The organism is Faecalibacterium prausnitzii (assembly GCF_003287405.1).
Classification (GTDB): domain Bacteria; phylum Bacillota; class Clostridia; order Oscillospirales; family Ruminococcaceae; genus Faecalibacterium; species Faecalibacterium intestinale.
Map to the genome: position 1 here is coordinate 322,747 of NZ_PRLD01000001.1, position 23,020 is coordinate 345,766.

Genomic DNA, 23,020 nt, shown 5'->3' on the forward strand with positions numbered 1-23,020 from the left:
AATGACCGAAGCTGAACTGATGCAGCTGCTTGCTGCCATCACCCCGCCGGACGAAGCCGCCCGCGCCGCCGCCCACGCCCACTGGGCAATCCTTGCCAAGCCCTTGGGCGGGCTGGGTGCGCTGGAGACGATGCTGGAGGATGCCGCCGCGCTGACCGGCACGGCGCAGTTTGATTTTTCCCGCCGGGCGGTGGCGGTGCTCTGCGCGGACAACGGTGTGGTGGCGCAGGGTGTAAGCCAGACCGACCAGAGCGTGACTCGCACCGTAGCCGAGAACCTTGCCGCACGGCGCACCAGCGTCTGCCGGATGGCGCAGGCGGCGCACTGCGATGTGCTGCCGGTGGATATGGGCATCGCCGGTGCACCGGTGCCCGGCGTGCTGGACCACCGCATTGCTGCCGGAACTGCGGACTTTACCAAAGGCCCCGCCATGACCCGCGCCGAAGCGGTGGATGCCATAGGCCGGGGCATCGCCCTGACCTGGCAGCTTGCCGCCGAGGGTTACGGGCTGGTGGCTACCGGCGAGATGGGCATTGGCAACACCACCTCCTCCAGCGCCGTGGCTGCCGTGCTGCTGGCACAGCCGGTGCAGACCATGACCGGGCGCGGTGCGGGGCTTTCCGATGCAGGGCTTGCCCGCAAGGTGGACGCCATCCGGCGGGGTATTGCCTGCAACAATCCCGACTCTGATGACGCCTTGGACGTACTGAGCAAGCTGGGCGGTTTTGATATCGCCGGGCTGTGCGGGATGTTTCTGGGCGGGGCGCTGGCGGGTGTGCCAGTGCTGATGGACGGCTTCATCAGCGGGGTGGCGGCGCTGTGCGCCGTGCGGCTGTGCCCGGCAGCAGCCAAGGCCGTGTTTGCCAGCCACTGCTCCACCGAGCCCGCCGCCCGGCTGGTGCTGGACACGCTGGGCAAAACACCCCTGCTCACCGCCGGGCTGCATCTGGGCGAAGGCACCGGCGCAGTGGCCAGCATCCCGCTGTGGGACATGGCGCTGGCGGTGTACGAGGGGTGCTATTCCTTTGCGGAGGGCGGCATTGTGCCGTATACGCCCCAATGCTGACGCTGGTGCTGGGCGGCGCTGCCAGCGGCAAAAGTGAATACGCCGAAGCCCTTGTGCTGCACTGCGGTTTGCCGCGGTACTATCTGGCTACCATGCAGGTGTGGGATGCCGAGTGCATTGCCCGGGTGGAAAAACACCGCAAAATGCGCGCTGCAAAGCAGTTTGAGACCCTCGAGTGCCCGCTGCATTTAGAGACGGTGCATTTGCCCCGCAGGGGTACCGCACTGCTGGAGGACTTGGGCAACCTGACCGCCAACGAGCTGTACGACCCCGCCGGGGCGGGCGATGCCGCCGCCGAGCACATTTTGCAGGGGCTGGAGAGCCTTGCCGCGCAGTGCGAAAACTTGATCGTAGTTTCCAACGAGGTATTCAGCGGCGGCGCGGACTATGCCGGGGATACCGACCGCTATCTGCTGGCGCTGGCACGGGTGAACAACGCCCTTGCCGCCCGGGCAGACGCCGTAGTGCGGGTGGTGTGCGGCATCCCTGTCTATTATAAAGGAGTGGAAAAATGATCGTTTTGCAGACCATTGCGGTGGCCTTTGCCATGTTTTCGGCGGTGCCGGTGCCGCAGTTTGCGTGGAACGAAAAGAATATGCGGTACGCGCTATGCGCCTTTCCGCTGGTGGGGCTTTTATGCGGGGCGCTGTGGTGCGTGTGCGGGGTGCTGCCCCTGCCTGCCCCAGCGCGGGCGGCAGGGTTCTGCCTTGTGCCGGTATGGGTGACCGGCGGCATCCATCTGGATGGCTACGCCGACACCTGTGACGCCCTTGCCAGCTACGGCGACCGGGAAAAGAAGCTGGAAATTTTAAAAGACCCGCACTGCGGTGCCTTTGCCGTTATCCGGCTGTGCAGCTATTTTGCGGCTTATCTCTGCCTTGCCGCCTGCGTGCAGTTCACGCCCCGGGTGGGCGCGCTGTGGACGTTGGCGCTGATTTTGGAACGGGCACTTTCCGGCCTTGCGGTGGCGGCCTTTCCCATGGCGAAAAACACCGGTCTTGCCCACACCTTTGCCACTGCCGCCGACCGCACCGCTGTGCGCAATGTACTGGCAGTGCTGGTGATCCTGCTTTGCGGGGCGCTGCTGGCTTTAGGCGGCGGGGCACTGGCAGCAGTTGCAATTTTGCTGTTCTTGTGGTATCACCATGTAGCTGTGCAGCAGCTGGGCGGCATTACCGGCGATCTTGCCGGGTGGTTTTTGCAAAAGACTGAGCTTTGGATGCTGGCGGCGCTGTGCGCCTGCCAATGGGGAGGGCTGTTATGATCCTGATCACCGGGCCGCTTTACAGCGGCAAGCGTACCTTTGCCCGCACCCTGCCCGGCCGCTGCATTGCAGACGTGCAGCAGCTTGCCGCCGGGTGCAAAGACAAAGCCGAACTTGAGAAACTCGCGGACAAATTATCCGCTTATGATATCGTGCTGTCCACCGAGGTGGGCGGCGGTGTGGTGCCCATAGACCCGGCCGAGCGTGCCGCACGGGAAAACGCCGGGCGGCTGGCCTGTCTGCTGGCGGCGCGTGCTGCGTGTGTGGTGCAGATGTTCTGCGGCATCCCCACCGTTTTGAAAGGAGAATTGCCGGAATGCTGATCTATTTATTGCGTCACGGCCTGACTGAATACAACGCCGAAAAGCGCTATCAGGGGCAGCGGGATATCCCGCTTTCTGCCGCCGGGCGCGCTATGCTGTGCCGGGCAGACATTTCCCCCAAGACCGTGTACATTACCCCTCTTTGCCGTACCCGGCAGACCGCCGAGGTACTGTTTCCGGGCGCAAGGCTCGTGGAGATAGACGACCTGAAGGAGATGTGCTTTGGCAGCTTTGAGGGGAGAAACTATATTGAAATGGAGCACGACCCGGACTACCTTGCATGGGTAGCCGCCAACTGTGAAAGCCCCTGCCCGGACGGCGAGACCAAGGCCGCGTTTTGTGAGCGCATTTGTGCGGCCTTTTCTGCACTGGTGGACAAAGCCCTTGCAAGCGGCGAGGAGATGCTGGTCATCTTAGCCCACGGCGGCACCCAGATGGCTGCCATGGAGCGCTACGCCCTGCCCCACAAGGATTACTACGAATGGTGCGCCCCCAACGCCGGCGGCTTTGTGCTGGACGCTAAGGACTGGGCGGCAAAGCGGGTACTGCATTTGATAAAAACCGTGCAGTACACAAAGGAGGCGCAGGCATGATCGGCTACGCGGTACTGGGCGGCTTTGTACTGGATGCCGTTTTCGGCGACCCTGCGTGGCTGCCGCATCCGGTAGTGTACATGGGCAAGGCCATCTCTGCGCTGGAAAAGGGACTGCGTACCCGCCTGCCCAAAACGCCGGAGGGCGAGCTTTGGGGCGGGCGCATCTTGGCCTTTTGCTTACCGGTGGGCACCTTTGCGCTTGCAAGCCTTGTCTGCATGGGAGCCGCCGCCCTGCACCCGCTGCTGGGGCTGACAGTACAGATGTTCTGGTGCGGGCAGGCACTGGCGGCAAAGGGGCTGGTGCAGGAGAGCATGAACGTCTACCGGGAGCTGACAAAGCCCGACCTGCCTGCCGCCCGCATTGCCGTGAGCCGCATCGTGGGGCGGGATACGCAGGCACTGACTGCGGAAGGCGTGACCAAAGCCGCTGTGGAAACGGTTGCCGAAAACGCCAGCGACGGGGTGATCGCACCGCTGTTGTATATGCTGCTGGGCGGCGCACCTCTGGCGCTCACTTATAAAGCCATCAACACCATGGACAGCATGGTGGGCTATAAAAACACGCAGTATCTTTATTTTGGCCGTGCAGCGGCAAAACTGGACGATGTTGCAAACTACCTGCCCAGCCGCATTGCCGCTTTGCTGTGGGTGGCGGCTGCTGCCCTGACCGGCAACGATGCCCGCAATGCGTGGCGCATCTGGCGGCGGGACCGCCACAACCACGCCAGCCCCAACAGCGCCCAGACCGAGAGCGCCTGCGCCGGTGCGCTGAACGTGCAGCTTGCCGGGCCCGCCTATTATTTTGGTGAATACTACCCTAAGCCCACCATCGGCGATGCCGTGCGTCCCATTGAGCCGGAGGATATCCGCCGCGCAGACCGCATGATGTATGCCGAAAGCCTGCTGGCGCTGGCGCTTGGGCTATTGATACGAGGTATTTTATGATGCAGCTGGTACATGGCGGCGACTGGGCAGGTTACCGGGCGCAGTACGGACAGGATGCGCTGGACTTTTCGGCCAATGTCAGCCCGCTGGGATTGCCGGAGGGGGTGGCAAAGGCCATTACTGCCGCGCTTGCCACCGCCGACCGCTACCCCGACCCTCTCTGCCGCGCTTTGCGGGCAAAGCTGGCAGTGCACGAGAAGGTGCCCATGGAGCACATCCTCTGCGGCAACGGCGCGGCAGACCTCATCTTCCGTCTGGTGTGGACGGCAAAGCCCCGCACGGCGCTGCTGCCCGCCCCTACCTTTGCGGAGTATGCCGCCGCGCTGGAAACGGCAGGCTGCACCGTCCGGCGGCATTTTCTGCAGGAAAAAGAAGATTTTGCAGTGACGGAAGCGTTTGTTTCCGCAGTGGACGAGGACACCGACATGGTATTCCTCTGCCAGCCCAATAACCCCACCGGGCAGCTGACGCCGCTGCCGCTGGTGGAAGCGCTGCTGCGCCGGTGCGAACGCTGCGGTGCGCTGCTGGTGGTGGACGAGTGCTTTCTGGACTTTCTGCCGCAAAGTGAGGTGCTGTCTGCCAAAAAGCTGCTGGCAAGCCCGAACCTCATCATCCTGAAAGCCTTTACAAAGCTGTACGGCATGGCCGGGGTGCGGCTGGGCTACTGCCTGTGCAGCAACACCGCTCTGCTGGAGAAAATGCAGACAGCCGGGCAGCCGTGGGCTGTCTCCAGCCTTGCACAGGCGGCGGGGCTGGCGGCGCTGGACGAGACTGTCTATGTAGCCCGGGTGCAGGCGCTTATCGCGCAGCAGCGTCCTGTTTTGCGGGACGGCTTGCGTGCGCTGGGGCTGCGGGTGCTGGATGGTAGCGCGAATTATCTGCTGTTCCAGGCACCGGAAACGCTGGGCAACATCCTGCGGCAGCGCGGTATCGTGCTGCGCAGCTGCGGCAACTACCCCGGACTGGACGGCAGCTGGTACCGCACTGCCGTGCGCACCGCGCCGGAAAACCAGCAGCTTATAGAAGCCTTACGGGAGGTGCTTGCATGAGCCGGGCAAAATGTATCATGGTACAGGGCACGATGAGCGGTGCGGGCAAAAGTCTGCTGTGCACCGCGCTGTGCCGTATTTTTGCACAGGACGGCTACCGGGTAGCCCCCTTTAAAAGCCAGAACATGGCGCTGAACAGCTTTGTCACCCGAGACGGGCTGGAAATGGGCCGGGCACAGGTGGTGCAGGCACAGGCCGCCGGCATGGAGCCGGATGTGCGCATGAATCCCATTCTGCTCAAACCCAGCAGCGATGTGGGCAGTCAGGTCATCGTGAACGGCGAGGTGCGCGGACAGATGCCCGCAGCCACCTATTTCAAGCTGAAAAAGAGCCTGATCCCGGATATTTTAGCCGCGTACAATAGTCTGGCCGAAGAGGTGGATATCATCGTTATTGAGGGCGCAGGCAGCCCGGCAGAGATCAATTTAAAAGCGGACGATATCGTCAACATGGGTCTGGCAAAGCTGGTGGATGCACCGGTGCTGCTGGCTGGCGATATCGACCGGGGCGGCGTGTTTGCACAGCTGTACGGCACGGTGGAGCTGCTGGAACCCGCCGAGCGGGCACGCATCATGGGTCTGGTCATCAACAAATTCCGGGGCGATGCCGCCATCCTGAAACCCGGCCTTACCATGCTGGAAGAAAAGACCCATCTGCCGGTGCTGGGCGTTGTGCCCTACCTGCGGGTGGATATCGAGGACGAGGACTCCCTCTCCTCCCGGCTGGAAAGCAGCAGCGCCGTCAAGCCGCTGGATGCTGCCATTCTGCGGCTGCCGCATATCTCCAATTTTACGGATTTCATGCCGCTGGAACAGCACCCGCTGCTGAGCGTGCGGTATGTGCAAAGCCCCCGGCATCTGGGCGCACCGGATGTGGTCATTCTGCCGGGTACAAAAAACACCATCGATGACCTGCTCTGGCTGCGGCAGTGCGGGCTGGAAGCTGCGGTGCAAAAGCTGGCGGCTTCCGGCACGCCGGTGCTGGGCGTGTGCGGCGGCTACCAGATGCTGGGCGATACTCTCGCCGACCCGGAGGGCACTGAGAGCGGACGCAGCCAGACCGTGCGCGGGCTGGGGCTGCTGCCCACCCAAACCGTGTTTACGGACGCAAAGCACCGCACGCAGGACGCCGCAACCGTCACCGCGCCACAGCTGGCGGGGGCAGCGCTGACCGGCTACCAGATCCATACCGGGCGCACTGCCGTGCAGGGTGTTCCCTTCTGCCGCCTTGCGGACGGCAGCGCCGAGGGCTGCGTACAGGGCAACGTGGCGGGCACTTATCTGCACGGCCTGTTCGATACCGGAGAGCTGACCGAAAAGCTGGTGCAGCTGCTGTGCAGCCGCAAGGGCATCTCCCCTGCCGATGCGCCGCTGCTCTCCATGGCAGAGTACCGGCAGCAGCAGTTCGACCTGCTGGCCGACGGCGTGCGCCGGGCGCTGGACATGAACGCCCTGTACGCCGCCATGGGACTGGAAAGGAGGAACACCCTATGACCCCGCAGCACCATCTGCCCGCCGACATCGAGCGGACGAGCCTTTCTATTATCACCGCAGAGCTGGACGCAATGGGTCTGACCCCGCCGCCGGAGACTGCCGCTGTGGTCAAGCGGGTGATCCACACCACCGCAGATTTCGACTACGCCCGCAACCTGCGCTTTACCCCCGGTGCGGTAGCGGCGGGCGTGGCGGCGCTGCAAGCCGCTGCACCCATTGTTACCGACACCAACATGGCGCTTTCCGGCATTACAAAGCCGGGCCTTGCGCGGCTGGGCGGCACAGCGCTGTGCTACATGGCAGACCCGGAGGTAGCCGCGTTGGCAAAGGCCAACGGCACCACCCGGGCGGTGGCGTCCATGCAAAGAGCCGCCGCCGAGCATCCCGGTGCCATCCTTGCAGTGGGCAACGCCCCCACGGCGCTGCTGACCATTGCCGATCTGATCGAAACCGCCGGGCTGCGCCCTGCGCTGGTCATCGGGGTGCCGGTGGGCTTTGTGAACGTGGTGGAGAGCAAGGAGCGGCTGTTTGAGGTGTGCACCGCCCACGGCGTGCCCGCCATTGTTGCCATGGGGCGTAAGGGCGGCAGCAATGTTGCTGCTGCCATCTGCAACGCGCTGGTGTATTCCGCCGCCGGGATGCTGGACCCCACCGACCGGGGGTGGAAATAATATTTTTATGGTTCGCGTTCAAAGTGCTCTGCGGCGCACTTTGAACGCTTTTTTCAGCCAATTCTCCCCTAGAGGGGTATTCTTTTATTGGCTGGTATGGTATACTCGGCTTAGTTCAACAAATCGAAATTTATAAGGAACTGATAATATGAAAGGATTTGAGCGAAAAAATCAATTATTTTCCCTTTGCGGATTGAATTGTGGGTTATGCCCTATGTTTTTAGGAAAGCACTGTGGCGGTTGCGGGAATGGTAATCAATCGTGCGGAATTGCTAAGTGTAGCCTTGAACATGGTAAAATTGAATATTGTTATGAATGTGAAAGTTATCCATGTGAAAAATATCGGTATATTGATAAATATGATTCTTTTATAACTCATAAACGCCAAAAAGCAGACTTGAAAATGATACAGGACATTGGTGTTGAACAGTATAATCTTCAACAACGGGAAAAAATGCAAATTCTTTCTCATTTACTTGCTAACTATAATGACGGTCGCAGAAAAAATTTCTTCTGTGTAGCAGTCAATTTATTAGAGCTTTCAGAATTACAAGAAGCTATGAAACAAATACAACAAAATGATGAATTGTCTGTCTTGTCCGTCAAAGAACAATGTTCATATATAGTTGATATACTTCAAAAAATTGCTGATAGAAGAAATATAGAGCTAAAACTTGTTAAAAAGTAGTTTGTAAATTTCAGTTTGCCGCACTCATTATTTTCTTTCTCGTAAAAACGGGATACCGGCGCGTCCGCAGACGCGCCGGTATCCCGTTTTTATCTATAATTTTTCTCTTTTATCTGCGTCCGCGCGCCGGGCGGCGGTGGAGGGCGCAGTAATAGCCGAAGGCGGTACCGCACAGGCCGCCTACGATGTGCATAAAGTTTGCCACGTTATCGTGCACAAAGATGATATCATACACCTGCTGGCCGAAGTACAGCGCCGCCACCAGCAGCATGGTGACCGGGATGCCGCCGGAAAAGCCTGCCAGTGAGGACAGCATGATGAGCATGAACACGATGCCGGACGCACCCAACAGCCCCGTGTGGGGGAACAGGATGCATTGCAGCACGCCGGTGACCAGCGCGGTGAACAGAATCCCCTTGAGCAGCGGGATGCTGCCGTATTTTTCCTCCATGGGCGGGCCCACTACCAACAGCAGCAGCATATTATTGAGAAAATGCTCCCAGTTGGCATGGCCCAGCACATGACCGAACAGCCGGATGTAGCCCAGCGGGTCCCGCCACGAGGAGCGGTACACGCAGAAAAGGTTCATGGTGCTCCAGCCGTTCGTCCAGCCGTCTGCCAGCAGCACCAGCATGGACAGCAGAAAAAAGGTAAGGATCACCGGCGAGTTATACTGGAGTTCCAGTTTCAGCTTGATCTTTTTCGTAAACAGTCATTCCCTTCACAGTATTGTCGGCGTTATCCTCTGGTTTGTGCCCAGTATGCGCCCATGCTCTGGCCGGGCTGGTTCGTCACTTCATCGTTGAGGTATGCCGCAAGGCCGCAGGCCGCAGGCTGCCAGCGGAGCGCGGCTTCCACCGTGGGGTACTCCACCTCGGCGTACCAGAACGCTGTAGGCAGGCCCTCGTCCACATGGTTCACCTCCAGCACCGCACCATCCGGCAAGCGGTAGCTCCGGCGCACCTTTTTGATCAGGGGCTTGCCGATGATCTTCTCTTCCAGCTGCACAAACAGGTCTTTATCGATGCTGCGCTCGATCTCCTCCCGTGCCAAGCCCCCTGCGGACTTGAAGCAGAGGATATAGTCGGTACTGCCGCCGGTCAGTGCTTCCTCCCGGATGCGCACCGTGGGCTGCACGCTGATATAGCCCTGCCGCATGGTGAATTCTTCCTCAAGGGGCAGCCCCACCGGCCAGCCGGTCACCATCCATTTGCGTTCGATCTCCATAGCGTTTTCTTCCTTCCGCAAAATTTTGTATTTATTCTACCATATTTTTATGTTATGATAAAGAGCAGAACGAGCATCATTTTGCGCATTCTTAGTTGAAGGAGCATTTTATGAAAAGCGAACGCACTTATCCTGTATATAAAGTCAATAAGCACGCCGAGGGTCTTTTGGTGGGCGGGCATCCATGGGTATACGAGAACGATATTCTGGAAGCCCCCGGCACCGAGCCGGAAAACGGCACGCTGGTGGATGTGGTCAGTCCCAAGGGCGCATACCTCGGCACCGGTTTTCTCTCGCTGCAAAGCAAGATCCGGGTGCGGCTCATTTCCCGCAACGCCAACGATACCTTTGATACCGCCTTCTGGCGGCGCCGGGTGGAGTACGCATGGGCTTACCGTAAGACCGTGCTGGAGCCTGCCGACCTTTCCGCCTGCCGCTTCATCTTTGGCGAGGCGGACCAGTTCCCCGGCCTGACGGTGGACCGGTTCAACAACGTTCTGGTCACCCAGACTTTGAGCGTGGGCATGGAAAAGCTGAAGCCGGTGCTCTTCCCGCTTTTGGCTGAGGTGCTGCGGGCAGACGGACAGACCATTGACGGCATCTACGAGCGCAACGATGAAGCCCTGCGCGCCAAGGAGGGGCTGGAACAGAACAAGGGCTGGTTTGCCCTGCCCGGCGAGAGCCACCCGGAAACCACCCAGACCGAGATCTGTGAAAACGGCGTGTACTACCATGTGGACTTTGAAAACGGCCAAAAGACCGGCTTTTTCCTTGACCAGAAATATAACCGCCGGGCGGTGGCGCGCCTTGCCGCCGGGCACACCGTGCTTGACTGCTTTACCCACACCGGCAGCTTTGCCCTGAACGCCGCCAAGGGCGGTGCTGCCCGGGTGACCGCCGCCGACATCAGCGCCGAAGCCATTGCCATGGCAAAGCGCAACGCCGACCGCAACAACCTCGACAACATGGATTTCCTCTGCGAGGACACCTTTGCCCTGCTGCCCCGGCTGGAAAAGGAGGGCCACCCCTACGACTTTATCATTCTGGATCCCCCTGCCTTTACCAAGGCGCGCCGCACGGTGGAGAATGCCATGCGCGGCTACAAGGAGATCAACTACCGCGCCATGAAGCTGCTGCCCCGGGGCGGGTATCTGGCCACTGCCAGCTGCTCCCACTTTGCCACCGAGGAGTTGTTCATCAAGATGCTGCGCGCTGCCGCTAAGGACGCCCACCGGCAGCTGCGGCAGATCGAGGTAAAGCAGCAGGCACCGGATCATCCCATTCTGTGGGGCGTGCCGGAAACGAATTACCTCAAGTTTTTCCTGTTTCAGGTCATCTGATGCTTTTACAATAAGAACAATTGCCGCGCGCTGCGCACCTTTCAGCCGAAGAAAGCCGTCCTGAATGGGGCTTTTTCGGTACAAAAGTCATACTAATCGCGGTTGTTCCAAAAATCCGGGATCGTGTTTGTACAGAATCGTCAGTTTTGTCAATTGCCTTTTTTGCCCGCAAAGACTATAATCTAGCCATAGACAGCAACGGCGCTGTGGGTCACCTCCTGACTCGCAGCGCCGTTTTTGTTAAGGTGTATCTGAAAACAAAGAAAATGACGAATATTTCGCAAGCACAAGCGGGATTTAAGGCAAATAGCCGCTGGAATCCTTTGTGGATTTCAAGGCTGTTTAACGCAAAATCCGGCTGTGCTTGTAGAAATAGACTAAATTTTCGACTTTTCAGATACACCCTAGGATGTAAGCAAGCTTTGGGTTTCTGCATTGCGGCAGACCCAAGGCGAAAGAAAAAAGTAAGATCAAGTAAGGAGTAGGATTTATGGCAGCAAATGTTATGGAGATCTACGGCAGCAAGGTCTTTAATGAGCACGTTATGAAGGAGCGCCTGCCCAGCGCTACTTACAAGAGCTTGAAGAACACCCTGCACAAGGGTGCTCCGCTGGATATTGAGGTGGCAAACGTTGTCGCCAGCGTGATGAAGCGCTGGGCTATGGAGCTGGGTGCTACCCATTACACCCACTGGTTCCAGCCCCTGACCGGCATCACCAGCGAGAAGCACGATGGCTTCGTCAGCCCTGTGGGCGACGGCACCGCCATCATGGAGTTCTCCGGCAAGGAGCTGGTACGCGGCGAGCCCGATGCTTCCTCCTTCCCCTCCGGCGGTCTGCGCGCTACCTGCGAAGCACGCGGCTACACCGCATGGGATCCCACCAGCTACGCCTTTGTGAAGGATGACGTGCTGTGCATCCCCACCGCATTCGTCAGCTACACCGGCGAGGCTCTGGATAAAAAGACCCCCCTGCTGCGTTCCATGAACGCACTGTCCGGTCAGGCCGTCCGCATCCTGAAGCTGTTCGGCAAGGATGTGGACTACGTCTCCACCACCGTTGGCCCCGAGCAGGAGTACTTCCTGGTCAAGAAGGAGGACTACGAGGCACGTCAGGATCTGATCCTCACCGGCCGCACCCTGTTCGGCGCTCCCTCTGCAAAGGGTCAGGAGCTGGAAGAGCACTACTTCGGCGTCATCCGTCCCGAGGTTTCTGCGTTCATGAAGGAACTGGACGAAGAGCTGTGGAAGCTGGGCGTACCCGCCAAGACCAAGCACAACGAGGTTGCTCCCTGCCAGCACGAGCTTGCTCCCATTTACGACACCACCAACGTGGCCATTGACCACAACCTGCTGACCATGGAAATGATGCGCAAGATCGCCCCCAAGTACGGCCTGATCTGCCTGCAGCACGAGAAGCCCTTTGAGGGCGTGAACGGCAGCGGCAAGCACAACAACTGGTCGCTGTCCACCACCGAGGAGAACCTGCTGGATCCCGGCGACACCCCCATGGAGAACCTGCAGTTCCTGATCTTCCTGGCCGCTGTCATCAAGGCTGTGGATGAGTACGCTGATCTGCTGCGCACCTCTGTGGCTACGCCGGGCAACGATCACCGTCTGGGTGCCAACGAGGCACCTCCGGCCATCATCTCTATCTTCGTGGGCGAGGAGCTGGAAGCCGTCATCGATGCCATTGCATCTGATTCTCCCTATGCCGGCCCCGTCAAGATGAAGATGGATCTGGGCGTGGACGTCCTGCCCAAGTTCAGCAAGGACACCACCGACCGCAACCGCACCTCTCCTTTCGCCTTCACCGGCAACAAGTTCGAGTTCCGTATGCCCGGCTCTTCTCAGAACCTGAGCGACTGCGATACCATTCTGAACACCGCTGTCGCCAAGGAACTGAAGAGCTACGCCGACGAGCTGGAGGGCGCTGAGGACTTTACCAGCGCAGCCATCGCTCTGGTCAAGCGCACCATCCGTGACCATCGCCGCGTTATCTTCAACGGCAACGGTTACACCGCCGAGTGGGAGGCCGAGGCAGCCAAGCGCGGCCTGCCCAACAAGAAGAATACCCCCGCTGCTCTGCCCGCACTGGTCGAGCCCAAGAACATCGCCCTGATGGAAGAGTTCGGCGTGCTGACCAAGGTGGAGATGGAAAGCCGCTACGAGGTGGAGATGGAGCATTACTCCAAGATCATCAACATCGAGGCTCTGACCATGCTGGAGATGGCACGCAAGCAGCTGCTGCCCGCCATCAACGCCTACATGAGCGAGGTTGCCAATACCGCCGCCTCCAAGCTGGCTGTCAGCGAGCACATCAGCGTGCGCAGCGAGACCAAGACTTTGGAAAAGCTTTCTTCTGACGCCGATGCTATGAGCGATGCCATCGACACCCTGCAGGATGCCGTGAATGCCGCAAAGGCACTGTCCACCGAGAGCGAGAAGGCTGTTGCCTTCCACGATAACGTTCTCCCGGTGATGGACGCCCTGCGCGCCGCTGCCGACGATGCCGAGACCATCTGCGGCGAGGATTACTGGCCTCTGCCCAGCTACAGCAAGATGCTTTACTACGTCTGATAATCTCCTGACCGCGTAAAAAATAAGCATCCGCCGGCTGCCGGATCAATTAGCCATTCTCCTTTTCCTATTTCTTACACCAGCCCAAAGACCTGCTCCCTTTTTGAGGGCAGGCCTTTGGGCGTTTTACTTGAAATGAATTTTTTGTAAGGGGGGTTATTTATGAGCTATTCCACCCAACAGGATATTCTGGATTTCGTGGAGGACAACAACGTCAAATTTGTGCGCTTTGCCTTCTGTGATATTTTTGGCACCCAGAAGAACATTGCCGTGCTGGCCAGCAATCTGTCCAAGGCGCTGGAAGAGGGCGTATGCTTTGACGGCAGCTCTATTGCGGGCTTTATGCACGTTGAGGAAAGCGACCTTGTGCTGCGGCCGGATCTTTCCACCGTGACCATCCTGCCGTGGCGTCCCACCGAGGGGCGGGTGATGCAGTTCTTCTGCGATGTGGAAAAGCCGGACGGCGCATCCTTTGGCGGCAACTGCCGGGGCTTTTTGCGGGATGTGAACCGCAAGTTCAAAAAGCTGGGGCTTACCTGCAACGTGGGCACTGAGTGCGAGTTTTATCTGTTTGAAAAGGACGACCGCGGCCGTCCCACCTGCATTCCCATCGACTTTGGCGGATATTTTGACGTTGCGCCGCTGGATGCGGGCGAGAACCTGCGCCGGGACATCTGCCTGACCATGGAGCAGATGGGTATGGCACCCCAGCACAGCCACCACGAGAGCGGCAACGGCCAGAACGAGATCGACTGCCGCTACGCAGGGCCGCTGAAAACCGCCGACAACGTAATGACCTTTAAGCAGATCGTCCGTGCCATTGCCATGCGCAACGGCCTGCACGCCAGCTTTCTGCCCAAGCCCCTGCCCCAGCAGGCCGGCAGCGGGCTGCACATCAACCTCTCGCTTTACATGGACGGCAAAAACCTGTTTGAGGGCGATATTGCCCCGGACAGCGTAGCAGGCAGCTTTATGGCCGGTGTGCTGGCACACAGCCGGGAACTGACCGTGTTCACCAATCCCCTGCCCAACAGCTACCAGCGCTTTGGCTGTGACGAAGCGCCCCGCTATGTGAGCTGGAGCCGCCAGAACCGCAGCCAGCTGGTGCGCATCCCCATGGTCAAGGGCGACAGCTGCCGCATGGAGCTGCGCAGCCCGGACCCCGCCTGCAACCCGTATCTGGCCATTGGCCTGATTCTTGCCGCCGGACTGGACGGCATTGAAAAGCGCATGGTGCTGCCCCCGCCGGTGAACCGCAACCTGTTCGATGCCGCCGAGGCCGAAGGACTGGGCCTTGAGACCCTGCCCGCCACCCTTGAGGAGGCGGTGCAGGTAGCCGAGGAGAGCGAGTTTTTGCGCAAAGTGCTGCCGGAGGGGCTTTCTAAGCGCTATTTCTCGGAGGAACTCAAGCGCTGCGCCGCATTGCGGAATGCGCCTGACCAGGCCGAGCACGAGCGCGTCTACTATTTTAACGCCATCTGATCCCTGCCAGCGCAGGAGAAAGGAGTGCGGAAAATGGGACGCGCACTGATCGTAAGCGCCGGTGCCAACTCCAACGAGTATATCGCCGCACGGCTGTCCGAGATGGGTTACAGCCGCCCGGTGATCATTCCCAGCGGAGCCGAGGCGCGGCGCAGAATGTCGGAATCTGATTTTGAGTTGATCGTGGTCAACGCTCCCCTGCCCGATGAGTTCGGGCACGAACTGTGCATCACCGCTGTGGAGCAGACCGATGCCGGTGTGGTCTTTCTGGTAAAGGCTGCACAGGCCGAGCAGCTGCTTGCCCCCTTGAACGAGCAAGGGGTGCTGCTGCTGAGCAAGCCCTTCACCACCCCGTTGTTTTTGCAGGCCATGCACATGGCGGCTGCCGGCAACCACCGCCTGCAGCGTCTGCGGCAGGAGAATGCCCGCCTGCAGGACAAGATCGGGCAGCTGCGGCTGATCAGCCGGGCAAAGTGCTGTCTGGTAGAGCACGCCCACATGACCGAGGCCGAAGCGCACCGCTACCTTGAAAAACAGGCCATGGACACCCGCCGCGACCGCGCCGAGGTGGCGCAGGAGGTGCTGGAGGAGTACGCTGACAGAAGCGAATAATAAGCAGGGCTTCGCCCCGCACCCGCCGGGAAAGGGGTGCGCCGGGAGTGAGCCTTTTATAGGAGAGTTTTATTTTACGACAGAGGAAGGTATATTTTTATGGCAAAATTTATTTTTGTGACCGGCGGCGTGGTCTCCGGTCTGGGCAAAGGCATTACTGCTGCATCTCTGGGTCGGCTTTTGAAGTGCCGCGGCCTGAAGGTGGCCAGCCAGAAACTGGATCCCTATGTGAACGTGGACCCGGGCACCATGAGCCCCTTGCAGCACGGCGAGGTGTTCGTGACCGATGACGGCACCGAGACCGATCTGGATTTGGGTCATTACGAGCGTTTCATCGACGAAAACCTGAACAAATACTCCAACCTGACCACCGGCAAGGTATACTGGAACGTGCTGAACAAGGAGCGTCAGGGCGCTTATCTGGGGCAGACGGTGCAAATCATCCCCCACATCACCAACGAGATCAAGAGCTACATCTACAATCTGGCATCCTCTACCGAAGCGGACGTGGTCATTACCGAGATCGGCGGCACCACCGGCGATATCGAGAGCCAGCCCTTCCTTGAGGCCATCCGTCAGGTGGGTCTGGAGCAGGGACGGGAGAACTGCTGCTTCATCCATGTGGTGCTGGTGCCCTACATCTCCGGCTCGGACGAATACAAATCCAAGCCCGCCCAGCACTCGGTCAAGGAGCTGCAGGGCATGGGCGTAAGCCCCGATATCATCATCCTGCGCGCAGACGGCAGCGTGGGCAGCGATATCCGCCGCAAGATCAGCACCTTCTGCAACGTCAAGCCGGAGTGCGTCATCGAGAACCTGACCATGCCCAGTCTCTACCAGTGCCCGCTGATGCTGCACACCAACGGTCTGGACGATGTGGTGGTGCAGCAGCTGCATCTGGATGTTCCCCCTGCCGACCTGACCGAGTGGAAGCAGGTGGTCTCCCGCATTGCCACCCGCAGCAAGACCTGCACCATTGCACTGGTGGGCAAGTACGTCAAGCTGCACGATGCATACCTCTCGGTGATGGAAAGCTTGTACCACGCCGGGTTTGAGAACGACAGTCAGGTGGAGATCCGCTGGGTGGAAAGCGAGGATCTGACCGATCAGGCTGCCTGCAAGGAAGCTTTTGCAGACGTGGACGGCATCATCGTGCCCGGCGGCTTTGGCGACCGCGGCATCGAGGGCATGATCCAAGCCGCCCAGTACGCCCGCGAGAACCATGTGCCCTGCTTTGGCATCTGCCTTGGTATGCAGATCATGGTCATTGAATTTGCCCGCAATGTGCTGGGCTACAAGGACGCTAATTCCAGCGAGTTCACCCCGGACGGTGCCCACAACGTCATCTCCCTGATGCCGGATCAGCAGGGCAACATCCCCAAGGGCGGCACCATGCGTCTGGGCAAGTACCCCTGCACGGTGAAGCCCGGCACCAAGATGGCCGAATGTTACGGCGAGAGCGAGATCTGGGAGCGCCACCGCCACCGCTATGAATTCAACAACGACTTCCGGCAGGAGATGCAGGACGCCGGGCTGGTCATTTCCGGCACAAGCCCGGACGGCCATCTGGTGGAGACTGTGGAGCTGCCCGGCCGCGACTTCCATCTGGGTGCACAGTTCCACCCGGAGTTCAAGAGCCGCCCCAACCGCGCACATCCCCTGTTCAAGGGCTTTATCGCCGCTGCGCTGCGCTACCGCGCTGCCGCCCAGCGGGATATGCTGCATCTGTAACAGCATAATATAACGGGCAAGGCCGCAGCACAAATACCGTGCTGCGGCCTTGCTTTGTGTAAGACAATTTTAAATGCCTTCCGCGCCGTCCTGTCTGGCGTGGTTTTTCTGCTTATTCTCGTACATCCGCTGATCGGCGATGTAGCACACCTGCTGTACATCAATGCTTTCGGCGGGGTACAAGGCATAGCCGCAGCTGGCACCTACGCTTACGGCGTTACCGTCGATCTCGTAGGGCACGGCGATCATCTCACAGATCATGTCCATCTTGCGGGCGCAGGTCTCCTGCGTCATCGGGCCGAGCAGCAGCAGGGCGAACTCGTCGCCGCCCAGACGGAAAGCGTAGTCCCGGCTGCGGATGCATCCCTGCAGCCGCTGGGCAACGCCCTTCAGCAGCTCATCGCCCACATCATGACCGTAGGTATCGTTGACCGGCTTGAAGCGGTCCAAGTCCATATAGAACAGCGCAAAGGGCTGGCAGTGCTGTTCCAGCACTGTCAGCACCCGGTCAAAATAGCGCTTGTTCAGCAGGCCGGTCAGGCCATCGGTGTTGGCAAGGCTTTGCAGCAGGTGCTGCTCTCCCATATCCTGCACGATCATCATCACGCGGGTCAGGCGGTCGCCCTTCCACGCCATGGGAACCACCGTCATCATGAAAAATGCACTCTTATCGCGGGCGGCGTATTCCAGCTTGAGGGAGTCGTTGTCCGTTTTGATCTGCCTGCGCAGGTTCTCCGGGGCCAGCATCTGGGGGATCTTGGCGTTTTCGCTGTCGGTCAGCACCACATACTTGCGCGATATCTGCTCCAGCAGCTGCTGGTAAGAGCCCTCCGGCGGGTACAATGCTTCTCCGTGCCGCTCGTAGTACTGGTAGCGGTCACGGTCCAGATCGCACACTGCAAAACGCTCCACAACGCGCGCCATGCCCGCAAACATCATATCACTCTTTTCCCGGCGGCGCTCCAGCTCCCTGCGGCGGTTGCGCTCGGCGTCACGCTGGATCTTTACCACGCCTGCCATGATCAGAAGCCCCAGCAGCGCAATGACTAAAATGGTAGCGTTTTGCACCCGGCGCATCCCGGCATCCACCACCCCGGTGGGCACGATGCCGATGATGCCCCAATCCAGAATGCCCAGCGGCTGATAGATCAGGTAATAGCTCTGTTTATTCAAGGTGTACAGCGCACAGCCCTCGCCGCCCTGCGGCAGGGTCTGCACCATGGTGTCAAAGTAAGGCTGATCCACCTTGGCGTTCTGGCTCAGATAGTCAAAAAGGTTAGTCATCTGCTCGGGGATCTCGGTCTTTGTCTCGGTGGAAAGCACCACATCGCCGTTTGAGCGCACAATATAGCAATCGCTCTGTCCCTCATAGACCATGCTGCCCAGCAGCTTTTCCAGCACGGCGTTGTCGTAGCTGACCGCCAGCGCCGTATAGGTGGTGTCACCCAGCTGCAAGGGCTGTTCCATAGGCATGGCAAACATGATCTTGCGGACGCCCTGACTAGAGGTGTAGCTGGTGATCATCGGCTCGTTTGCAGTATACAGCTCCTCAAAAGCCGCCCTCATATGCTCTGCCGTGCCCTGCCGCCCGGCGGTGGTCCAAAACTCGCACTGCTCGTTGAACAGATAAAAATCAGTGTACTGCCAGGTAGCCTTTTGGGCGATATACTCCTGCCACTGCCCCTCCTGTTCTCCCCGCTCCGCAAGGGTGCCCAGGTAGCTGTCCCAGTCGGTCAGGATGTTCCAGTTGCGCTGCGCAAACATGGTAAAGGTCTTGGCAGACTGCCCATAGGTGGAAAGCAGGTTTTCCGTGCTTTCCTGATAGATCTGCTCCTGCGTATAATCAGTGTAAACAAGGATGCCGACCAGCAGTGCCAGCAGCATCCCCGCTATGAGCAGGATATTTTTTCGTTTCTTCTTCATATGGTCGTTTCCCCCTGACTGCCCCGTAGCCAAGTTTCTTCCCGTATACGCTTTCCCTGATCCTTACATCAAAGCCAGGCGCACAAAGCTTTAAAATATGCACAAATACCGTGTGTCAGTTTCCGCATAAAATGACACCTTTCCCTTAAAATTATACCATTCTGAAAAAAGCCGGTCAACACATTCCCGGGGCGTTTCGTGTCATTTAAAGGGCGTTTCGTGCCATTTTTCTCTGCCGCTTTTCAGCGCACATAAAAAGCAAAAGACCCGCAGGCCGCACTTGAACCTTTCAGGGCTGCTGCGGGTCTTTTAGCTGGTGCAGAAGAAGGGACTTGAACCCTCACTCACTAGGAACTGGTGCCTAAAACCAGCGTGTCTGCCATTCCACCACTTCTGCTCATAGAAAAAAGGCAAGTCAAAAACCGACTTGCCTTCTGGTGCGAGGGAGGGGACTCGAACCCCCAAGGATAAACCACACGCACCTCAAACGTGCGCGTCTGCCAGTTCCGCCACCCTCGCATACCTGTTGTACAGTTCTCCGGTTTTTGAGGTAGAAAACCGTTGGTGCGGACTGCTTGCATATAGTAACACATTTCCGGCAATTCGTCAAGTGGTTTCTTTGTTTCTCATAAGTTTTTTTAAGTTTCATATCTATAATAGCAGCGCAGAGTGCGCGCAAAGGCAGCTTTCCGGGCAATTTCACAGGTCATTTGTGCGCGGAAAGCCTGCCTGCGGCGCTGCGCCCAGAGCAAAGGAGGGGGTTCGTGTATGAAACTTTTTGTGCGGCGCACCGGCGGGCGCATCGGACTATGGGGCGGGCTGCTGGCAGCAGCACTGGCAGCGTTTGCGGCGGGGTGGCTGATGCCGGTACGCGCACCGGCGGGCTGCAAGCTGAACGAGCTGACCGCCGCACCAGATTTTTCGCCCTTTTCTCCTGCCGCACCGGTTGTTGCTGCATCCGATACCGGTGCGCCCGCCGCTCCTTCCCTGCCGGAAAAATGGGTCTGCCTGACCTTTGACGATGGTCCCAGCAAGACCACCCCGGAGGTGCTGGCGGCTCTGGATGCCGCCGGGGTGCACGGCACCTTTTTTGTGGTAGCTACCGGCTACAACGAGAAATATCTGCCTTTGCTCACGCAGGCCGCTGCCGCCGGGCACCAGATCGCGCTGCACTCTGCCTCCCACGAATACAGCGACATCTACCGCAACAGCGCCGCCTACTGGAAGGATATCGCCCTGCTGAAGGAGCGCATTGCCCCCTATGTGGATGCAGAGAGCATCCGATACCTGCGCTTTCCCGGCGGCAGCACCAACACCGTGAGCCGCCGTTACGGCGGCAAGGGGCTGATGCAGCAGTTAAAAACCGAGGTAGAGCAGCGCGGCTGGCAGTGGGTGGACTGGAACGTCTGCGCCGAGGACGCCGTGGGTGGGCACCCCAGTGCGGATACCATCTACCGCAATGTGGTGCGGGAAACCGGCGAGCAGACCCATTGCGTGGTGCTGATGCACGACTCTGCCACCACCCGCACCACCGCCGAAGCACTGCCGGATATCATCCGGTGGTATGCGGACAACGGCTATGCCTTTTTGACCGTAGCCGAGGCGCTGCCGCTGGGGTAACGCGCCTTACAGCCACCTTTCAAGGCAACGCCCTAGCAGCACCCCGGCAGAGACCAGCACCGCAAGCCAGAGCCAGCCTGCACCGCCGGTGACCACCCACCCTGCCGCCAGAATGGCGGAAAAGGTGCACACCGGCGGCATAGCGATCCGCAGGATGCGCAGCAGCTTCTCCCGCCGGGGCGGCAGTCCTGCGTCCAGCTGCTCGGGGTGCATGGCATCGCAGCAGATCTCGTCCCGGTACTTGCCCGGGTTGCGGTAGGCTTTATACGCGATGCCGTCCAGCGAAAACTCCGGGTACATTCCCTCTTTGGTCAGGGCGAATTGCATTCCCTTTTCCTCTGCATAAGCCTGCAACGCCGCTGTAAACTCCTGCGGGGTGTTGATGCTGCCCTGCGGGATAAAGAAAAAGTGCTTCTGATGCTGCACCTGCGCCAGCGTGCAGTAATCCTGCAGCCAGCCGGAGAAGAACCCCTGCTGCGGGGCGGGGCTTTCCATGCGGGTCAGACAGGCGTCCACGTCCAGTGTGTCCATCTGCGGAGCCTGCCGGGCAAGGTCGGCGCAGAACTGCATGGCTACCGCCAGCTGCGCCGCCTGCTGCTCCAGCACGGTCTGCTGGGCTTGCAGCGCCTGTTGCAGGGGCTGTTCCCCGCGCAGTACCGCCTTGATGGTAGGCAGCGGCACATCCAGCATCCGCAGCATACGGATAAGTTTAAGCGTGCGGACATCCCCGGCGGTGTAATCGCGGTAGTCATTGCCCTGCCTGCGTGCCGGTGTGAGAAGCCCTTCTTTTTCGTAAAAGCGGATGTTCGGGGCGGACACGCCGCTTTGTTCGGAAGCCTGTTTGATGTTCATTTGCTTCACCTCCGCCCTTACATTACACCTTAAAGCCGGTTGAAGGTCAAGGCTTTTGCGCAAAAAAACCGAGCCGCCGCACAAAAATGTGCAGGCAGCTCGGTTTTTTAATGCAAAATATCCGTCAGCGCGGGGAATCAGTCAGCAGACTGGCAGAACACAGAGAAGGTGCGGTAAGCCATGTACAGGTCGGTCTTGTGGATGACCTCAAAGGGAGAGTGCATGGACAGCACAGGCACACCCATATCCAGCACCTTGATGCCGCGGTTTGCCACATACTTGGCAATGGTGCCGCCGCCGCCCAGATCCAGACGGCCCATCTCGCCGATCTGCCATGCCACGTTGTTGGCATCCAGCATACGGGTGATGTCGCCCAGCAGCTCGGCGTTGGCATCGCTGGCAGAGCTCTTGCCGCGGCTGCCGGTGTACTTGAAGATGGCAATGCCGCGGCCGGCGTAGGTGCCGTTCTGCTTCTCAAAGGCGCTTGCCCAGGAGGGGTCGAAGGCGGCGGTCACGTCCGCAGACAGGCACACGCTGTTGCGGAAGGCCAGAATGTCGTCCTGGCCGGCAGCGCGGCAGAGCAGCTGCATAAAGTGGAACACATACATACTCTGCATACCGGTCACGCCGTCGGAGCCGATCTCTTCCTTATCGGTCAGCACGCAGATGGTGGTGTGCACAGGGTCCTTGGTCTCGATCTCGGCCAGCAGTGCGGGGTAAGCATCCACGCGGTCGTCGTGGCCGTAGGCACCGATCATGGAGCGGTCAAAGCCCACGTCGCGTGCCTTGGCAGCGGGCACCACCTCGATCTCGGCGCGGGTGAAGTCGCGCTCGGTAATGCCGTACTTCTGGTTCAGCAGGATGAGGGTGTTCAGCTTGACAGCCTCCTTGACGTCCTCTTCCTCCACGGTGTCAGAGCCGATGAGCACGTTCAGCTCCTCGCCCTTGATGCCCTCGCTGAGCTTGCGCTCGTTCTGCTCGGCACCCAGATGGGGCAGCAGGTCGGTGATGCAGAACACGGGATCGTTCTCGTCCTCACCAATGGCAAAGTTGACACTGGAACCGTCGGCGCGGGTGAACACGCCGTGGATGGCCAGCGGGATGGTAGCCCACTGGTACTTGCGCACACCGCCGTAGTAGTGGGTGCGGAAGTAGCTCATGTGGTCAGACTCGTACAGGGGGTTGGGGCGCAGATCCAGACGGGGGCAGTCGATGTGGGCGATGACCAGACGGAAACCCTCCTCATAGGGCTTCTGACCGATGGTAGCCGCCACAACGGCCTTGTTCTCCTGAATGAAGTAGACCTTCTCGCCGGGGGCATAAGCCTTTTTGGGCTCAAAAGCCTTGTAGCCGGCAGCCAGCAGCATCTGCTCGCTGACAACGGCAGCCTCGCGCTCGGTCTTGGCGCTGTCCATAAATTTCTTGTAGCCCTCAGCAAAGGCAGCAGCCTTTTCCTTTACATCTGCCTGCTTGTCGGCAGCGTATTCGGGGGTGTAGAGCAGCTTTTCGGCGTACTCTTTTGCAGTAAGTTTCTCACTCATGATTTTTTGCTCCTTAACTT

21 protein-coding genes and 2 tRNA genes are annotated in these 23,020 nt (G+C 59.4%); 16 read left to right on the top strand and 7 right to left on the bottom strand.

The annotated features are described in order from the left end of the window. Position 1 precedes the first annotated feature (1 nt). The 10 genes from cobT to C4N24_RS01705 all read left to right on the top strand — a co-directional run bounded on the left by cobT (position 2) and on the right by C4N24_RS01705 (position 8,094). Positions 2-1,066, top strand: coding sequence for a nicotinate-nucleotide--dimethylbenzimidazole phosphoribosyltransferase (cobT, locus tag C4N24_RS01660; RefSeq protein WP_112090059.1), 1,065 nt, complete (start codon positions 2-4; stop codon positions 1,064-1,066). Then, positions 1,060-1,581: a bifunctional adenosylcobinamide kinase/adenosylcobinamide-phosphate guanylyltransferase gene (locus C4N24_RS01665; protein WP_112090060.1), complete on the top strand. Its 522-nt coding sequence runs from the start codon at positions 1,060-1,062 to the stop codon at positions 1,579-1,581. Before cobT ends, C4N24_RS01665 begins: the two co-directional genes overlap by 7 nt. Further along, positions 1,578-2,330, top strand: coding sequence for an adenosylcobinamide-GDP ribazoletransferase (locus C4N24_RS01670; RefSeq protein WP_112090061.1), 753 nt, complete (start codon positions 1,578-1,580; stop codon positions 2,328-2,330). The genes C4N24_RS01665 and C4N24_RS01670 overlap by 4 nt, the downstream gene beginning before the upstream one ends. Next, positions 2,327-2,653: a bifunctional adenosylcobinamide kinase/adenosylcobinamide-phosphate guanylyltransferase gene (locus tag C4N24_RS01675; RefSeq protein WP_112090062.1), complete on the top strand. Its 327-nt coding sequence runs from the start codon at positions 2,327-2,329 to the stop codon at positions 2,651-2,653. Before C4N24_RS01670 ends, C4N24_RS01675 begins: the two co-directional genes overlap by 4 nt. Next, positions 2,647-3,246 (top strand): histidine phosphatase family protein, encoded by a 600-nt coding sequence (locus C4N24_RS01680; RefSeq protein ID WP_112090063.1) that lies wholly within the window; start codon positions 2,647-2,649, stop codon positions 3,244-3,246. The genes C4N24_RS01675 and C4N24_RS01680 overlap by 7 nt, the downstream gene beginning before the upstream one ends. Then, the gene (cbiB, locus tag C4N24_RS01685) at positions 3,243-4,193 is read left to right on the top strand and encodes an adenosylcobinamide-phosphate synthase CbiB (protein ID WP_112090064.1); all 951 of its coding nucleotides are present in this window, start codon (positions 3,243-3,245) and stop codon (positions 4,191-4,193) included. Before C4N24_RS01680 ends, cbiB begins: the two co-directional genes overlap by 4 nt. After that, positions 4,193-5,242, top strand: a complete 1,050-nt coding sequence (gene cobD, locus C4N24_RS01690) for a threonine-phosphate decarboxylase CobD (RefSeq protein WP_112090169.1) — start codon at positions 4,193-4,195, stop codon at positions 5,240-5,242. The genes cbiB and cobD overlap by 1 nt, the downstream gene beginning before the upstream one ends. After that, positions 5,239-6,735, top strand: coding sequence for a cobyric acid synthase (locus C4N24_RS01695; RefSeq protein ID WP_112090065.1), 1,497 nt, complete (start codon positions 5,239-5,241; stop codon positions 6,733-6,735). Before cobD ends, C4N24_RS01695 begins: the two co-directional genes overlap by 4 nt. Next, positions 6,732-7,406: a precorrin-8X methylmutase gene (locus tag C4N24_RS01700; RefSeq protein ID WP_097783862.1), complete on the top strand. Its 675-nt coding sequence runs from the start codon at positions 6,732-6,734 to the stop codon at positions 7,404-7,406. Before C4N24_RS01695 ends, C4N24_RS01700 begins: the two co-directional genes overlap by 4 nt. A gap of 148 nt (positions 7,407-7,554) precedes the next feature. After that, positions 7,555-8,094: a DUF3795 domain-containing protein gene (locus C4N24_RS01705; RefSeq protein ID WP_112090066.1), complete on the top strand. Its 540-nt coding sequence runs from the start codon at positions 7,555-7,557 to the stop codon at positions 8,092-8,094. 109 nt (positions 8,095-8,203) lie between these two features. Here C4N24_RS01705 and C4N24_RS01710 read toward each other — a convergent pair whose 3' ends face one another. Further along, complete coding sequence (locus tag C4N24_RS01710; protein ID WP_347475202.1) at positions 8,204-8,755, bottom strand: rhomboid family intramembrane serine protease; 552 nt, start codon at positions 8,753-8,755, stop codon at positions 8,204-8,206. 77 nt (positions 8,756-8,832) lie between these two features. Then, positions 8,833-9,321, bottom strand: a complete 489-nt coding sequence (locus C4N24_RS01715) for a CYTH domain-containing protein (protein ID WP_112090068.1) — start codon at positions 9,319-9,321, stop codon at positions 8,833-8,835. Between the two features lie 110 nt (positions 9,322-9,431). Between C4N24_RS01715 and C4N24_RS01720 the strand changes: the two genes are divergently transcribed. From C4N24_RS01720 to C4N24_RS01740, 5 genes are all read left to right on the top strand, one after another. Continuing rightward, on the top strand, positions 9,432-10,661 hold the full coding sequence (locus tag C4N24_RS01720) for a class I SAM-dependent rRNA methyltransferase (RefSeq protein WP_112090069.1): 1,230 nt from the start codon (positions 9,432-9,434) through the stop codon (positions 10,659-10,661). A gap of 490 nt (positions 10,662-11,151) precedes the next feature. After that, on the top strand, positions 11,152-13,239 hold the full coding sequence (locus tag C4N24_RS01725; protein WP_112090070.1) for a glutamine synthetase III: 2,088 nt from the start codon (positions 11,152-11,154) through the stop codon (positions 13,237-13,239). Positions 13,240-13,401: 162 nt separating this feature from the next. Further along, positions 13,402-14,721, top strand: coding sequence for a glutamine synthetase family protein (locus C4N24_RS01730; protein ID WP_112090071.1), 1,320 nt, complete (start codon positions 13,402-13,404; stop codon positions 14,719-14,721). A 33-nt stretch (positions 14,722-14,754) separates the two neighbouring features. Continuing rightward, the gene (locus tag C4N24_RS01735; protein WP_112090072.1) at positions 14,755-15,333 is read left to right on the top strand and encodes an ANTAR domain-containing response regulator; all 579 of its coding nucleotides are present in this window, start codon (positions 14,755-14,757) and stop codon (positions 15,331-15,333) included. 99 nt (positions 15,334-15,432) lie between these two features. Beyond that, on the top strand, positions 15,433-17,064 hold the full coding sequence (locus C4N24_RS01740) for a CTP synthase (RefSeq protein ID WP_112090073.1): 1,632 nt from the start codon (positions 15,433-15,435) through the stop codon (positions 17,062-17,064). A gap of 69 nt (positions 17,065-17,133) precedes the next feature. On the opposite strand, the gene C4N24_RS01745 is transcribed toward C4N24_RS01740, so the two are convergent. From C4N24_RS01745 to C4N24_RS01755, 3 genes are all read right to left on the bottom strand, one after another. After that, entirely contained in the window at positions 17,134-18,987 is a 1,854-nt protein-coding gene (locus tag C4N24_RS01745; protein ID WP_242983153.1) for a sensor domain-containing diguanylate cyclase, read from the bottom strand. A gap of 314 nt (positions 18,988-19,301) precedes the next feature. Continuing rightward, a tRNA-Leu gene (locus tag C4N24_RS01750) sits at positions 19,302-19,384 on the bottom strand. 38 nt (positions 19,385-19,422) lie between these two features. Beyond that, positions 19,423-19,506, bottom strand: a tRNA-Leu gene (locus C4N24_RS01755). A gap of 249 nt (positions 19,507-19,755) precedes the next feature. Between C4N24_RS01755 and C4N24_RS01760 the strand changes: the two genes are divergently transcribed. Beyond that, the gene (locus tag C4N24_RS01760) at positions 19,756-20,607 is read left to right on the top strand and encodes a polysaccharide deacetylase family protein (protein ID WP_112090074.1); all 852 of its coding nucleotides are present in this window, start codon (positions 19,756-19,758) and stop codon (positions 20,605-20,607) included. A 6-nt stretch (positions 20,608-20,613) separates the two neighbouring features. Here C4N24_RS01760 and C4N24_RS01765 read toward each other — a convergent pair whose 3' ends face one another. After that, positions 20,614-21,459 (bottom strand): MerR family transcriptional regulator, encoded by an 846-nt coding sequence (locus tag C4N24_RS01765; RefSeq protein ID WP_112090075.1) that lies wholly within the window; start codon positions 21,457-21,459, stop codon positions 20,614-20,616. Positions 21,460-21,596: 137 nt separating this feature from the next. Beyond that, positions 21,597-23,000, bottom strand: a complete 1,404-nt coding sequence (locus C4N24_RS01770) for an aminopeptidase (protein WP_112090076.1) — start codon at positions 22,998-23,000, stop codon at positions 21,597-21,599. Positions 23,001-23,020 lie beyond the last annotated feature (20 nt).

Bases quoted from the DNA above. Each gene is read 5' to 3' on its own strand.
- cobT (WP_112090059.1), top strand. From the start codon at position 2: ATGACCGAAGCTGAACTGATGCAGCTGCTTGCTGCCATCACCCCGCCG.
- C4N24_RS01665 (WP_112090060.1), top strand. From the start codon at position 1,060: ATGCTGACGCTGGTGCTGGGCGGCGCTGCCAGCGGCAAAAGTGAATAC.
- C4N24_RS01670 (WP_112090061.1), top strand. From the start codon at position 1,578: ATGATCGTTTTGCAGACCATTGCGGTGGCCTTTGCCATGTTTTCGGCG.
- C4N24_RS01675 (WP_112090062.1), top strand. From the start codon at position 2,327: ATGATCCTGATCACCGGGCCGCTTTACAGCGGCAAGCGTACCTTTGCC.
- C4N24_RS01680 (WP_112090063.1), top strand. From the start codon at position 2,647: ATGCTGATCTATTTATTGCGTCACGGCCTGACTGAATACAACGCCGAA.
- cbiB (WP_112090064.1), top strand. From the start codon at position 3,243: ATGATCGGCTACGCGGTACTGGGCGGCTTTGTACTGGATGCCGTTTTC.
- cobD (WP_112090169.1), top strand. From the start codon at position 4,193: ATGCAGCTGGTACATGGCGGCGACTGGGCAGGTTACCGGGCGCAGTAC.
- C4N24_RS01695 (WP_112090065.1), top strand. From the start codon at position 5,239: ATGAGCCGGGCAAAATGTATCATGGTACAGGGCACGATGAGCGGTGCG.
- C4N24_RS01700 (WP_097783862.1), top strand. From the start codon at position 6,732: ATGACCCCGCAGCACCATCTGCCCGCCGACATCGAGCGGACGAGCCTT.
- C4N24_RS01705 (WP_112090066.1), top strand. From the start codon at position 7,555: ATGAAAGGATTTGAGCGAAAAAATCAATTATTTTCCCTTTGCGGATTG.
- C4N24_RS01715 (WP_112090068.1), bottom strand. From the start codon at position 9,321: ATGGAGATCGAACGCAAATGGATGGTGACCGGCTGGCCGGTGGGGCTG.
- C4N24_RS01720 (WP_112090069.1), top strand. From the start codon at position 9,432: ATGAAAAGCGAACGCACTTATCCTGTATATAAAGTCAATAAGCACGCC.
- C4N24_RS01725 (WP_112090070.1), top strand. From the start codon at position 11,152: ATGGCAGCAAATGTTATGGAGATCTACGGCAGCAAGGTCTTTAATGAG.
- C4N24_RS01730 (WP_112090071.1), top strand. From the start codon at position 13,402: ATGAGCTATTCCACCCAACAGGATATTCTGGATTTCGTGGAGGACAAC.
- C4N24_RS01735 (WP_112090072.1), top strand. From the start codon at position 14,755: ATGGGACGCGCACTGATCGTAAGCGCCGGTGCCAACTCCAACGAGTAT.
- C4N24_RS01740 (WP_112090073.1), top strand. From the start codon at position 15,433: ATGGCAAAATTTATTTTTGTGACCGGCGGCGTGGTCTCCGGTCTGGGC.
- C4N24_RS01745 (WP_242983153.1), bottom strand. From the start codon at position 18,987: ATGAAGAAGAAACGAAAAAATATCCTGCTCATAGCGGGGATGCTGCTG.
- C4N24_RS01760 (WP_112090074.1), top strand. From the start codon at position 19,756: ATGAAACTTTTTGTGCGGCGCACCGGCGGGCGCATCGGACTATGGGGC.
- C4N24_RS01765 (WP_112090075.1), bottom strand. From the start codon at position 21,459: ATGAACATCAAACAGGCTTCCGAACAAAGCGGCGTGTCCGCCCCGAAC.
- C4N24_RS01770 (WP_112090076.1), bottom strand. From the start codon at position 23,000: ATGAGTGAGAAACTTACTGCAAAAGAGTACGCCGAAAAGCTGCTCTAC.